Annotated in this window: 12 protein-coding genes; 5 read left to right on the plus strand and 7 right to left on the minus strand. The window is 63.3% G+C overall.

From position 1 onward, the window contains the following. Nucleotides 1-22: 22 nt before the first annotated feature. Nucleotides 23-1,222 (plus strand): amino acid aminotransferase, encoded by a 1,200-nt coding sequence (locus B0G69_RS00095; protein ID WP_121315120.1) that lies wholly within the window; start codon nucleotides 23-25, stop codon nucleotides 1,220-1,222. Nucleotides 1,223-1,336: 114 nt separating this feature from the next. Here B0G69_RS00095 and B0G69_RS00100 read toward each other — a convergent pair whose 3' ends face one another. Then, nucleotides 1,337-2,575, minus strand: a complete 1,239-nt coding sequence (locus B0G69_RS00100) for a patatin-like phospholipase family protein (protein WP_121315121.1) — start codon at nucleotides 2,573-2,575, stop codon at nucleotides 1,337-1,339. A 10-nt stretch (nucleotides 2,576-2,585) separates the two neighbouring features. Beyond that, the gene (locus B0G69_RS00105) at nucleotides 2,586-3,383 is read right to left on the minus strand and encodes a 3-hydroxybutyrate dehydrogenase (protein ID WP_121315122.1); all 798 of its coding nucleotides are present in this window, start codon (nucleotides 3,381-3,383) and stop codon (nucleotides 2,586-2,588) included. A gap of 222 nt (nucleotides 3,384-3,605) precedes the next feature. Here B0G69_RS00105 and B0G69_RS00110 point away from each other — a divergent pair, with 222 nt between their 5' ends. Both B0G69_RS00110 and rlmJ read left to right on the plus strand, forming a co-directional pair. After that, nucleotides 3,606-4,577, plus strand: coding sequence for an aldo/keto reductase (locus B0G69_RS00110; RefSeq protein ID WP_121315123.1), 972 nt, complete (start codon nucleotides 3,606-3,608; stop codon nucleotides 4,575-4,577). Nucleotides 4,578-4,781: 204 nt separating this feature from the next. Further along, complete coding sequence (gene rlmJ, locus B0G69_RS00115) at nucleotides 4,782-5,627, plus strand: 23S rRNA (adenine(2030)-N(6))-methyltransferase RlmJ (RefSeq protein ID WP_121315124.1); 846 nt, start codon at nucleotides 4,782-4,784, stop codon at nucleotides 5,625-5,627. Nucleotides 5,628-5,679: 52 nt separating this feature from the next. Here the strand turns inward: rlmJ and B0G69_RS00120 are convergent, their stop codons facing one another. The 4 genes from B0G69_RS00120 to cueR all read right to left on the minus strand — a co-directional run bounded on the left by B0G69_RS00120 (nucleotide 5,680) and on the right by cueR (nucleotide 8,441). Then, nucleotides 5,680-6,720 (minus strand): ABC transporter substrate-binding protein, encoded by a 1,041-nt coding sequence (locus tag B0G69_RS00120; protein ID WP_121315125.1) that lies wholly within the window; start codon nucleotides 6,718-6,720, stop codon nucleotides 5,680-5,682. 277 nt (nucleotides 6,721-6,997) lie between these two features. Continuing rightward, complete coding sequence (locus B0G69_RS00125; RefSeq protein WP_121315126.1) at nucleotides 6,998-7,339, minus strand: hypothetical protein; 342 nt, start codon at nucleotides 7,337-7,339, stop codon at nucleotides 6,998-7,000. Nucleotides 7,340-7,568: 229 nt separating this feature from the next. Next, nucleotides 7,569-7,715, minus strand: a complete 147-nt coding sequence (locus tag B0G69_RS00130) for a DUF3563 family protein (RefSeq protein ID WP_121315127.1) — start codon at nucleotides 7,713-7,715, stop codon at nucleotides 7,569-7,571. Nucleotides 7,716-8,018: 303 nt separating this feature from the next. Further along, nucleotides 8,019-8,441, minus strand: coding sequence for a Cu(I)-responsive transcriptional regulator (gene cueR / locus B0G69_RS00135; RefSeq protein ID WP_121315128.1), 423 nt, complete (start codon nucleotides 8,439-8,441; stop codon nucleotides 8,019-8,021). 125 nt (nucleotides 8,442-8,566) lie between these two features. Here cueR and B0G69_RS00140 point away from each other — a divergent pair, with 125 nt between their 5' ends. Together B0G69_RS00140 and B0G69_RS00145 are read left to right on the plus strand one after the other, a co-directional pair. Beyond that, nucleotides 8,567-8,800, plus strand: coding sequence for a cation transporter (locus B0G69_RS00140; RefSeq protein ID WP_121315129.1), 234 nt, complete (start codon nucleotides 8,567-8,569; stop codon nucleotides 8,798-8,800). A gap of 13 nt (nucleotides 8,801-8,813) precedes the next feature. Continuing rightward, the gene (locus tag B0G69_RS00145) at nucleotides 8,814-9,734 is read left to right on the plus strand and encodes an SDR family oxidoreductase (protein WP_121315130.1); all 921 of its coding nucleotides are present in this window, start codon (nucleotides 8,814-8,816) and stop codon (nucleotides 9,732-9,734) included. A 58-nt stretch (nucleotides 9,735-9,792) separates the two neighbouring features. On the opposite strand, the gene B0G69_RS00150 is transcribed toward B0G69_RS00145, so the two are convergent. Continuing rightward, nucleotides 9,793-13,386 (minus strand): error-prone DNA polymerase, encoded by a 3,594-nt coding sequence (locus tag B0G69_RS00150; protein ID WP_121315131.1) that lies wholly within the window; start codon nucleotides 13,384-13,386, stop codon nucleotides 9,793-9,795. Nucleotides 13,387-13,389 lie beyond the last annotated feature (3 nt).

Consider the following 13,389-nt stretch of genomic DNA (forward strand, 5'->3'; position numbering starts at 1 on the left):
TCACTACTGCTGCCCACCCATCATGTCTCTGTTCTCCGCCGTCGAACTTGCTCCCCGCGACCCGATTCTGGGCCTGAACGAAGCCTTCAACGCCGATACGCGTGCCACCAAGGTCAACCTTGGCGTGGGCGTGTACTTCAACGAAGAAGGCAAGATTCCGCTGCTGCGCGCCGTGCGCGAGGCCGAAAAAGCCCGCGTCGACGCGGCGCTGCCGCGCGGCTACCTGCCGATCGAAGGCATCGCGGCTTACGATGCGGCCGTGCAGAAGCTGCTGCTCGGCAACGACTCGTCGCTGATCGCGGCGGGCCGCGTCGTCACGGCGCAGGCACTGGGCGGCACGGGCGCGCTGAAGATCGGCGCGGACTTCCTGAAGCGCGTGAACCCTGCAGCCAAGGTCGCAATCAGCGATCCGAGCTGGGAAAACCACCGTGCGCTGTTCGAAGGCGCAGGCTTCGAAGTCATGTCGTATCCGTACTATGACGCGCACACGCATGGCGTGAACTTCGAGGGCATGCTGAGCGCGCTGAACAGCTATGCCGCGGGCACCGTCGTCGTGCTGCACGCCTGCTGCCACAACCCGACCGGCGTCGACCTCACCGTCGATCAATGGAAGCAGGTGGTCGAAGTCGTGAAGGCGCGCAATCTGGTGCCGTTCCTCGACATCGCCTACCAGGGTTTCGGCGACAACATCGAAGCGGACGCCTCAGCGGTGCGTCTGTTCGCGGCCTCGGAACTGAACGTGTTCGTGTCGTCGTCGTTCTCGAAGTCGTTCTCGCTGTACGGCGAGCGTATCGGCGCGCTGTCGATCATCACGGCAAGCAAGGAAGAGTCAGCACGCGTGCTGTCGCAACTGAAGCGCGTGATCCGCACGAACTACTCGAACCCGCCGACGCACGGCGGCTCGGTGGTCGCGGCAGTGCTCGCCTCGCCCGAACTGCGCGCCACGTGGGAAACGGAACTGGCAGAAATGCGCGACCGTATTCGCGCGATGCGCAACGGTCTGGTCGAACGCCTGAAGGCAAGCGGCGTGGATCGCGACTTCAGCTTCGTGAACGCACAGCGCGGCATGTTCTCGTACTCGGGTCTGACGGCGCCGCAAGTGGACCGTCTGCGCGAAGAGTTCGGCATCTACGCGGTGAGCACGGGCCGCATCTGCGTGGCTGCGCTGAACACGCGCAACCTCGACGCGGTGGCCAACGCGATTGCTCATGTGTTGAAGTAAAGTAAGCCGAAGCGCGCGTCCTGGTCGCGCGCACTGCTGGAACTGCTGAGAGAAACGGCGCCCTTTCTGAAAGGGCGCCGTTTTTTATTGCCTGAACGTTTCGTTGTAGTCCTGTCAACGCGAATCACGATGGATATCGTGCGTGACGAAACCCGCGTCGTTATCCGGCATGTCGAGCCAGTCGGGATGCTCGAGCGAATGGCGAATGTCGTCCAGACCGCTTTGCCAGTGCTCGCGCATGGTCGAGAGGCCGAACTGGAAGTCCTTGTAGTGCCCCTCGTATTCCTTGTGCCGGTAGATGAGATGGATCACGTTGTAGCGCTTCGAGCACGCGAGCTCTTCGGCCAGCTTGCACCACGGGTCGTCACGCTGCCCGGACGGCACGCGCTCCAGCACCTCGCGCAGCACGTGCCGGAAACGCTGCGAGCGCTGCAGCATGTCGGTCACGAGACGCGTACGGCTCGAATACTGGATGTCTTTCATGCGCCCCTGAACATCCGTGAGGTTATCCGGCACCGGTCCGATCGCGCTCCACAGATCGACCTGGAACGCGAGCGTGTCGCGACGCGGCGTGGTCTGGATCACTTCGTAGAGCGGCGTATTCGACATCAGGCCGCCGTCCCAGTAAAACTGGCCGTCGATTTCGACCGCCGCGAAGCCCGGCGGCAATGCGCCTGACGCCATGAAATGCTCGGGCCGCAGTGTGGTGTGCGTGTTGTCGAAGTACGCGAAGTTGCCCGTGCCGCAATTGACCGCGCCCACCGACACGCGCATTTCGCGCGAATTGATCCGGTCGAAATCGCAGAGCGCCTCGAGTGTCGCCTTCAACGGTGCGGTATCGTAGTAGCTGGCCGTTTGCGGCGGCCCGGACACCGTGGGCAACGGCGGCGGAAACCGCGGCACGAAAAAGCCCTTTTGCCCTTCGACGAGCGCGCCTAGCGCCTGGGTCGCCGTAAAGGCCTTGCGCACCGCCTCGCTCGAATTGAAGAGCGCACGCTCGATGAAAGCCGGCAATGGCGGCCCGAACGCCGGTTGGCAGATGGTTTCCCAGAACTGCAACAGCCGCTCGACCCGCTTCTCCCGCGGATTGCCGGCAATGATGGCCGTATTCAACGCGCCAATCGAAATGCCCGCCAGCCAGTTGGGTTCGATGCCGGCCTCGTCAAGCCCCTGAAAGACACCTGCCTGATACGCGCCCAACGCGCCACCGCCCTGCAGCATCAGCGCGACGGTTTCGTAGTTGGGCAAATGGATGCGTCGGTCGGGGTGGGCTGCGGCGGCCGAACCGGCGCCGTCGCCCTCCCCGTCGCCGGGCGCACCCACGCGCGCCCGCTTGAGATTGCGTTGCGCCATGGGCGCCTCCTTATTGCATATACCAGCCGTGGCTCACAATAAAGGACTGGCCGGTCAGCGCCGCCGTCGGGAAGGTGGACAGGAACAGCACTGTCTGCGCGACGTCTTCCACCGTGGTGAAGATGCCGTCGACCGTGCCGCCCAGCATCACGCGCTTGACGACTTCTTCCTCGCTGATGCCGAGTTCCTTGGACTGCTCGGGAATCTGCTTGTCGACGAGCGGCGTGCGCACGAAACCCGGACACACCACGTGCGAGCGCACATTGTGCTTCGCGCCTTCCTTGGCCAGCACGCGCGCGAGCCCCAGCAGCGCATGCTTGGCTGTCACATAGGCGGATTTCAGCGGCGACGCTTCATGCGAGTGGACCGACCCCATGTAGATCACGATGCCGCCGCGATCGTCCTTGTACATGTGTTTGAGCGCGGCCTTCGTGGTAAGGAAGGCGCCGTCCACGTGAATCGCCTGCATCTTCTTCCAGTCCGAGAACGAATAGTTTTCGATCGGATTGACGATCTGAATGCCGGCGTTGGAAATGAGAATGTCGATCGAGCCGAGTTCCGCCGCGATCTTGTCGATGCCCTGATTGACGGCCTCCTCGCTCGTGACGTCCATCGCCACGCCGACTGCCTTACCACCGCCTTTCGTGATTTCTTCCGCGACGGCGTTTGCGCCATCCTGGTTCAGGTCGGCGATCGCGACGGCCGCGCCCGCCGCGGAAAGAGTCAGCGCGATCTGCTTGCCGATGCCGCTTGCCGCGCCAGTAACCACGGCGACCTTGCCGTTCAGATTCGTGTTCAGAGACGACATCCAGAACCTCCATGCAGTTGATGAGCAATGAGACCACAAGCCGCAAGCGGCGTGCAGTCAGCCGAACGACATAGGCCGTTCGGCCGAATGCTGCATTGCGGCCAATGCTGCTATTGTGCATGAACCTGTGAACTCCATAGGTAAAACGCACATCGCGCTGTATCTCTTTAAACTGGATGTTTTCGGCGCAGTTCTGGCAGCATCACCCACGAGGAGGCATGCATGAATTATCGACGTCTGGGCCGCTCCGGCCTGCAAGTCAGCGAGCTGTCCATTGGCTCATGGGTCACTTACGGCAACCAGGTGGATCATCGCGCGGCGCGCGAATCGCTGGCGGCCGCGCGCGACGCGGGAGTCAACTTCTTCGATAATGCCGAGGTCTACGCGGGCGGCCAATCCGAGGAAATCATGGGCCAGGCGCTCAAGGAACTGGCATGGCCGCGCGTGAGCTATGTGGTGTCCACGAAATTCTTCTGGGGGCTCACGGAAGCACCGAACCAGTACCACACGCTGAACCGTAAATATCTGCTGAACGCGGTCGACGCGTCGCTCAAGCGTCTGCAACTCGACTATGTGGATCTGGTGTTCTGCCATCGCCCCGATCCGAACACGCCCATCGAGGAAACCGTCTGGGCGATGAGCGACATGATCACGCGCGGCAAGGCGCTGTACTGGGGCACCTCCGAATGGAGCGCCGACGAGATCCGCGCCGCTTACGAGATCGCGGAGCGGCACCATTTGCACAAGCCGGTCATGGAGCAGCCGCAGTACAACCTGTTCCACCGCAAACGCGTCGAGCAGGAGTACAAGCGGCTTTACGAGGATATCGGCCTCGGACTGACCACCTGGAGCCCGCTCGCGTCCGGCCTGCTCACCGGCAAGTACCGCGACGGCGTCCCGCCGGATAGCCGCGCGCAGCTGCAAGGCTACGACTGGCTGCGCAAACAGGTCACCGACGCGGGCAAGAACTCCGTGGTCGGCAAACTCGGCGCGGTGGCCGACGAGTTGGACTGCACGATCGGGCAACTCGCGATTGCCTGGATTCTGAAGAATCCGAACGTCAGCACGGTAATCACGGGCGCGTCGCGGGTCGAACAGATCGGCGAGAACATGAAGTCCGCCGAGGTGGCCGCGCGAATCACGCCGGAACTCAGGCAGCGGATCGAGGAAATCGTCGGCGACGCCTACGACTGAACGGATTCTCGCCGAAGCGCGTGACGTGGCCCGGCGGCAGCGGGGCCATGCCACGCGGAACTTACCCGGCCCGCAGCGCGGCGTCGCGTACAATACGCGACCGCCCTGCACACCGGCGCCGTTTGCCCGCTGTGCCGCCGCATTGCACCCCGCACCGCCGAATCCGCCCTCGACCGGCATGCCCTCTTTCAGCGTTTCCTCATCATGCTCAGCTACCGCCACGCCTTTCATGCAGGCAATCACGCCGACGTTCTGAAACATGCCGTCGTGTTGCAGCTATTGCGCTACCTCGGCCAGAAGGACAAAGCCTACTGGTATATCGACACGCATGCGGGCGCCGGTGTCTATTCGCTGAAGGAAGGCTACGCGACCAAGACCGGCGAATTCCAGACCGGCATCGCCAGGCTGTGGGAGCGCAACGATCTGCCGCCGCTCTTCGCCGACTACGTCGAAGAAGTCAGCGCGCTCAATCCTGATGGGCAGTTGCGCTTCTATCCGGGCTCGCCGTATATCGCGTGGCGGCAGTTGCGCGAACAGGACCGCATGCGTCTGTTCGAACTGCACACCACCGAGATCGACGTGCTGCGCCACAATTTCCGGGATGCGGGCCGCCGGGCGATGCTCTACGCGGGCGACGGCTTCGACGGCATTCTCGCGTTGCTGCCGCCGGCGCCGCGCCGCGCGCTGGTGCTGCTCGATCCGTCGTACGAGGACAAGCGCGACTACACGCGCACGCTGCGCTGTGTCGAAGAGAGCCTGAAGCGCTTTCCGACCGGCACCTATGCGCTCTGGTATCCGCAGGTAAGGCGCCCGGAATCGCAGCGCTTTCCCGATCAGTTGAAGAAGCTGCAGGAGCGCAACTGGCTCCACGTCAGCCTGACGGTCAGCAATCCGCCCGAGGACGGCTTTGGACTTTTCGGCAGCGGCATGTTCATTCTGAACCCGCCGTATACGCTGGCGAAAATGCTGAAGGACCAGATGCCCTGGCTCGTCGAGGCGCTCGGCGAGGACAAGGCTGCCGGGTTCAAGGTCGAGTATCGCGGCGATTGAGGTTTGTCGCGCACGGCCTCCGGGCAACCGGCACGCGCATCCCGATTCGCACTTACTTCAATTGTGCCGCTGCCCTACGCGCGAAGTCGTTCGTATAGGTAGCGCTCAGATCGATCTTCTTCGGATCCAGCCGGTCATCGAACGACGCCAGCGCGCGCAGCGAGGTCGCCGGGCCGTCGGCCGGCATCAAGCCATCCGGCGAATACGCGTCGCGCACGTTGTGAAAGGCTTCGACATATAGCGCCGGGTCGTTGAGCAGATAAGCCGGCGGCACCATCTTCAGCAGATCGGCGTCGCTCGCGGTCTGCAACCAGTGGTTTGCTCGCACGATCGCGTTGGTGAGCGCCTGGGTCGTCTTCGGATTCTTCTGGATGAAACTCTCCGATGCATAGAGCGTGGCCGCGGGCATCGTCCCGCCGAACACCTCTTGCGTACCCTTCACGGTGCGCGTATCGACCAGCACCTTGATCGCCCCGCTGCGCGTCAGCTTGGTCATCATCGGATCGACGTTCGAGAGCGCATCGATCTGGCCGCCGCTGACCGCCGCCAGCACCGTGGCGCCGCTGCCCACTCCGATCGCTGAAATGTCGCTGCGTTTCACGCCGGCTTTGCGCAACGCCACGGTCAGCACGAGATCCGTCGATGAACCCGGCGCGCTCACGCCGACTTTCGCGCCCTTGAAGTCCGCCAGCGACTTGAGCTGATTAGCCTTCGACTTCACCACCGCGACGACGATCTGCGGGGCGCGGCCCATCAGCACGAATGCCCGGTAGTGCTGTCCCTTGGCCTGCATGAACAGCGTGTGCTCGAACGCCCCCGCGCCCACGTCGGCGCTGCCGCCCACCACTGCCTCCAGAGCTTTCGATCCACCCGCAAAATCCTCGAGCGTGACATCGAGGCCTTCGTCCTTGAAGTACCCCAACTGACGTGCGGCAAGCACCGGCAGATAGTAAAGGCCGGGTAAACCGCCGACGGCCATCGTCAGCGCGGGCATTTCAGGCGTGTCTTTGGCGAACGCGACGCCCGGCGGCACGGCAAGCGCGAGCAACGTCACGCAGGCGCTCGCGCCACGGCGAAGCCAGTGAGTGGTCATTTGATGTCTCCTCGTTCTGTTGCGTTCAAAGCAGGGTCGCTGCGCGATACACATCGCCAGGGCCGCGGCCAGACACTGCGAAACGATTGTCGTCGGACCGTGTGGCGCACGCCATGCGCCCAAACCCCAATGCCGCGCCGCACGCCAATCGCCGCGCATGCGCACCCCGGCGAGCCTGCTACGCGTGGATGCGCGAGAGCCCGGCAAAGCGTTTACCGGGCGTGAAAACATCAACGGGATGAGACGCAAGCGCAGGAAGAAAACGCGCCGAAGACGCCTATTGCGGACGCGGCACCGGACGAGGCAGCGGCGGCCGCGAGCCGCCGCCCGCAGGCAATTGAATATACGGCGCGACGATGATCGGTGTGGACGGATCCGGCGGCGCCAATTCGGCCGGCGTGGCCATTGGCTGCGCGCCAACGATCGGCTGCCACGATGCCGGTCCGGTGCGCATCACCGTGCCGCTCTGCCCGTCGTTGATGCCGCCCTGCGAGTCGAGGATGACGGGCCTGCGCGCGCTGTCCGGCGTGGCGAATGCGTTCGACACGGCGCAAATCGTCGTCAGCAAAGCCGCGGCGGCGACGGACAGGATGGACTGAAGCGAGCGGAGAGAAGACATGGGCGGACCGGTTTGGTTTGGGAATGCCGGATTGCGCGGAGCACGCTTTACCTTACCTCGGTGGCAGTCGTGAAGCTAGTTGTTATTCGCCACGCATAGTGCGCAAACGCCTGCCGCGAGGAAATTCTCAGGCCCAGATGTGACAAAGCCCCGAATCGACGGGGCTCAACGTTGTGCTGCAATCGCCGCGCAATGTGCGCCGGCGGGTCCAACTCGAAGCGGATGAAACTTACAGCGAATAGCCGCTGGTTTCGAGCGAACGGATACGCTGTTCGAGCTGAACGATGTCCGACGATGATGCCAGGTAGGCTTCGCGACGGTTGCGTTCGGCGGTTTCAAACCAGGTGCTCAGCTTTTCAAGAATGTATGCAAACATGATGTTCTCCAAGGATCAGATTGAATCCCCGGTGAAGTTTGACATCAGGGATTTCCCGTAAAAGGGTTAACCCGAATTATAGCCGGATGGTGCAACCGCGCTAGTGAAATGCCCGCATGACGTGCATTCCGTTTTGGAATGGTGCACGCTTGCGGTGCAGCTAAACTGTTGATTTAGTTCGATTCAGCGCGAATTTCGAATTAGATTGGATGCCGCCCCACATTTTAAAGCACCAGCGTAGTGCAAGTGGCCTCCGGTTGCGACAATTTTGCGTCCCGGGTTGCACCGCTTGCATCAACTGCCTTAGATCGGGTGACATCCTTTCCCCGACACCAGATCGGTGTCGGCAAGGCGTTCGATGATGGGACAGTCGGGCCGTTCGTCGCCGTGGCAATGGTCGGCGAGATGCGCGAGGGTGTCTCTCATATCGGTGAGTTCGGCGATCCGGCGGTCGAGTTCCGCGACGTGCTCCAGCGCGATCTGCTTCACTTCGGCGCTGGCGCGCGAGCGATCGTGCCACAGCGCCAGCAGCCGGCGAATGTCTTCAACCAGAAAGCCGAGGCGCCGCGCCTGGCGGATGAAGCGCAGCGAATGAACTTCCTGCGGACCATATACGCGATAACCGGCGCTCGTGCGCGACTTCGCCGTCAACAAGCCCACGCTTTCGTAATAGCGAATCATCTTCGCCGTGACGCCCGACGTGCGGGCGGCTTCACCGATATTCATGACCGTTTTCTCCAAGGTATGAGTCGATCGTACACCTTCCCATAATGGGAAGGTCCAGCCACTCGAGTACGAATCGGCAGGCATAATCCAGTTACTCCTATTTGATTTTTCCCGAGGCAATCCCGATGACAATCGAATTCAAGGTAGAAGGCATGAGCTGCCAGCACTGCGTCACGGCGGTCACGAACGCCATTCGTGCACACGATGCAGCCGCGCAGGTTCAGGTGGATCTGGCGTCCGGCCGCGTGGTGGTCGACTCGGCGCAACCGGTCGACGCGATGAAGGCCGCCATCGACGAAGCCGGCTACACGGTCACCGCCGTCTCGACCGTGACGGCAACCGGCGGCGCAGCCCGCTAGGCGGATTCACATCATGTTCAAAGTTGCCGTTATTGGCGCCTCCGGGCTGGTTGGCCGCGCGCTCGTCGACGAACTGGCGCAGCAAGCCGGCTGGCAGGTCGTTGCCACGGCGTTCAGCCGGCCGGCTCCGAATACCGTCGCACTGGATATTCGCGACGCACAGGCGGTCGAGCAGTTCGTCGAGCACGAAGCCCCGGACGCGCTCGTGATAGCCGCGGCCGAGCGCCGGCCGGATGTGTGCGAGCACAATCCGGCGCTCGCGCGCGCGCTGAATGTCGATGCGGTGCGCACGCTGGCCGCGGCGGCGCACCGGCGCGGCGCGTGGACCCTGTCGATCTCCACCGACTACGTGTTCGACGGCACCCATCCGCCCTATCGGCACGACTCCGCGCCCGCGCCGCTCAACGCGTACGGATGGAGCAAGCTCGAAGGCGAGCGCGCGCTGACCGAGACCACCGACCTCGGCTGCGTGCTGCGTTTGCCGCTGCTGTATGGCCCGATCGTCAGCTGGGCGGAATCGGCGGTGACGAGTCTCGTGCCGGCGATTGCCGCATCGGCGGCATCGGACGACAAGCCCGCCATGATGGACGCGTGGGCGATCCGCTATCCCACCTTCACGCCGGACGTCGCGTACGTGATCCGGCAAATGCTCGAACGATATGCGCACGGCGCAGCGATCAATGGCATCGTGCAATGGTCGGGCGACGAACCGATGACCAAGTATGAGATCGCCGTGCGCCTCGCCGAAGCATTGCGGCTCGATGCGCACCTGACGCCGCAATCCACCCCGACCGATGCGACGCCTCGTCCGCATAATTGCCATCTGGCGTCGGACCGCCTGGAGGCGCTCGGGATCGGCCGCCGCACCCCGTTCGATACGGCGATTCGGCATGTGCTGGCCGCGTTTCCTTGGCGCGGCGAGGCACTCGTCTGATATCGGGTCAACACGCAAGTCAGGATGCGGGCGGATATGGGCGCCCTGACCACGGCCCTCAATGAAAATCGCGGCTCGTCGTGGCCAGCTCGCCAAGCCACTCGCTGTAATCCTCCAGACGATGGGCGACGAGATGGACCACTTCTCCGCGGTTGTTCTTTTTCGCCTGTCCGGTGCGGTTGGCGCTCATCACATTGCCATCACTGCCCACGTTGGCGGCATTGGCCCCGCCCGTGAGGACGCCGTCGTCGCGTTGCAAGACGCCGTAGACCGCCAGCAGCGATGAGCCCAGCAACGCCTTGCGCTGCTTTTCCACCAGCGACGGCCAGACGATCACGTTGATCGAACCGGTCTCGTCTTCGAGAGAAACGAACACCGTGCCGTTTGCCGTGCCCGGCCGCTGCCGCACGGTGACGATGCCGCACGCTCGCGCCAGCGTGCCGTGCCGGCATGCGGCAAGTTCGGCCGCCGTGCGAAAGCGCTGCTGCGCGAGGCGCGCACGCAGCAGCGCGAGCGGATGACGATTGAGCGTGAGTCCGAGGCTCCCGTAATCGTCGACGATCTCGCGGCTTTCCGTTGCGCGCGGCAACGCCAGCGGCGCTTCGGCGATCGGCGCATCGCGCAGCAGCTTCGGTACCGTGTGCTGCGCGGTCACGGCCCACCACGCTTCGCGCCGATGGCCCGCGATACTGACGAGCGCATTGGCCGCCGCCAGCGCTTCGAGATCGCGCCGCGTCAAGGCCGCGCGCCGCGCCAGATCGTCGACGTCGGTAAACGGCGCGTCGTGGCGGGCGGCCATGATGCGCTCGGCGGCCCCTTGCGCGAGTCCCTTGATCAGCTGCATGCCGATGCGCACCGCCGGGCCGCGCGCGCCATATGTGTTCGACGGTTGAAACACGCGAGCGGTCAAGCGCTTTGCCGCGCGCCGGATCGTCCGGCTCACCGTCAGGCGCCGCAAAGACAGATCGCGCAACTGCTGCCCGGACAGTACGGCGTACTGACGATGCAAGCAGGTCTCGTCCGGGGAAATCCGCCGCCCTTGCTCATCGGGCCGCTCGAAGGTCGACTCCCAGTCGCTCAGCGTCACGTCGGGCGGCAATACCTTGACGCCGTGGCGCTTCGCATCCTGCACGAGTTGCGACGGCGAATAAAATCCCAACGGCTGGCTGTTCAGCAAACCGGCCAGGAAAGCAGCCGGCTCATAGCGCTTCAACCACGCGCTGAGATAGACGAGCAACGCGAAGCTCGCCGCATGACTCTCCGGAAAACCATACTCGCCGAAACCTTCGATCTGGTTGCAGATGCGCTCGATAAATTCCTGCTCGTAGCCGCGCTTGAGCATGCGGTCGCTCAAATCCTTCTGATACTTCGCGAGGTTGCCGCTGCGCCGCCATGCGGCCATCGCGCGCCGCAACTGATCGGCCTGCTCACCGGTGTATTCCGCCGCAACCATCGCCAGGTGCATGACCTGTTCCTGGAAAATCGGCACGCCGAGCGTGCGTTCGAGCACGGGCCGCAACTCGTCCTTCGCGTAGTCGATCGGTTCGAGGCCCTGCTTGCGACGCAGATAAGGATGCACCATGCCGCCCTGAATCGGCCCCGGCCGCACGATCGCCACTTCGATCACGAGATCGTAGTACTTGTCCGGTTTCAGGCGCGGCAGCATGCTTTGCTGAGCGCGCGATTCGATCTGGAACACGCCGATCGTGTCGGCATGGCCGCACATCTCGTAGACGGCGCGATCCTCGCGCGGAATATCTTGCACCCTGAATGTCGGAAAGCCGCGTCTTAACGCGACGAATTCCAGCGCGCGCCGAATCGCCGACAACATGCCGAGCGCGAGCACGTCGACTTTCAGCAGCTTGAGCGCATCGATATCGTCCTTGTCCCATTCGATCACGCTGCGGTCTTTCATCGTCGCGTTTTCGATCGGCACGAGCCGCGACAGCTTGTCTTTCGCGATCACGAAGCCGCCGACATGTTGCGACAGGTGACGCGGAAAACTGCGCAACTCCTGAGTCAGTTGAATCAGACGCTGCGTGATGTGCGAGTGGGCGTCGAAGCCCGCTTCGGCCAGATATCGGGCGACCGCATCCGGACCGTCCCACCATTGCTGCGACTTGCTGATCCGCTCGATCAACGACACCTCGAGACCCAGCGCCTTGCCGACGTCCTTCAATGCGCTGCGCGCGTGATACGTGATCAGCGATGCCGTCAGCGCGGCCCGATGACGTCCGTATTTCGTGTAGATATATTGAATCACCTCTTCGCGGCGCTGATGCTCGAAGTCGACGTCGATATCGGGCGGCTCCTTGCGGGCGCGCGAGATGAATCGCTCGATCAGCATGTTCATCCGCACCGGATCGATCTCGGTCACATGCAGGCAGTAGCAGACGATCGAGTTCGCCGCCGACCCTCGCCCCTGGCATAGGATGTTTCGGGAGCGGGCAAAACTCACGATATCGTGCACCGTCAGAAAATACTTCTCGTATTTCAGATCGGCGATCAATGCCAGCTCGGTCTCGATCTGCTGGATGCGCTTCAGGTCCATGCCGCCCGGCCAGCGCTCCATTGCACCGGCCATTACCAGCTTGCGCAGATGGCTCGACGGCAACTCGCCGGCGGGAACCAGTTCCTGAGGGTACTCGTAGGCGAGATCGTCGAGCGAAAAATGGCATAGCGCGGCGATATGCAGCGTTTCTTCGAGCGTATCGCGCGGATACAGTTTGCCGAGCCGCTGGCGCGTGCGCATGTGCCGCTCCGCATTCGCCTCGAGCGCGTGGCCGCAGGCCGAGAGCGGTTTGACGAGGCCGATGGCGGTCATCGTGTCCTGGAGCGGCTTGCGCGAGCGGGTATGCATCAGCACGCCACCTGCCGCGACCAGTGGCAAGCCGCTCGCCTTTGAAATCATTCGCAACGCGTCGATCTGAAGGTCGTCGCTGCCGGTTTGCCACAGTTCGAGTGCGATCCACGCGCGATCAGCCGCGAACGATGCGAGCCAGTGCGCGCAACGCAGTGTGTGCGACAGCGTCGCCCTCCGCTGCGGCACGAGTATCAGCACGCAATCGGGCAGACCCTTCAGATGCGTCAGATGAGGCAACGAATCGGTGAAGTCGGAAGGACCGAGGCGGTAGCTGCCTTTGTCCGCGCGCGAGCGCGCCAACGTGATCAGTTCGGACAGGTTGCCGTAACCGTTGCGGTCGATGGCTAGTGCGACCAGCGTACAGAAAGGCTCGCCGGTATCGTCGCTCAGGTTGAGTTCGCTGCCGATGATCAGGTGGGGAATGGGTTTTAATGGCTCGTTTTCTGGGGGTTTCTCTGGCGAGGCCGAGGCCGTTGCCGCGTCGTCTGAAGGTGCTTCCGCTTGCGCCGCCCGGGCCTTCTCCTCACGCTCCGTCTGCTGGCGCTCCCGTTCCTGTCTGATTTCCCTCAGCCTCGTGTGGGCACGCACGACGCCCGCGAGCGAGCATTCGTCGGTGATAGCGAGTGCGCTGTAGCCGCGCGACATGGCCTGCTCGACGAGTTCCTGCGGATGCGAGGCGCCACGCAGGAAGGAGAAATTGGTCAGGCAGTGCAACTCTGCATACGCCGGCAAGTGGGCCGCGGAGGCCTGCTGCGCAAGGCAGGATGGCTGGAGCTCGGAAGGGGTCATGAT

This window comes from Paraburkholderia sp. RAU2J (assembly GCF_003634845.1).
GTDB lineage: Bacteria > Pseudomonadota > Gammaproteobacteria > Burkholderiales > Burkholderiaceae > Paraburkholderia > Paraburkholderia fynbosensis.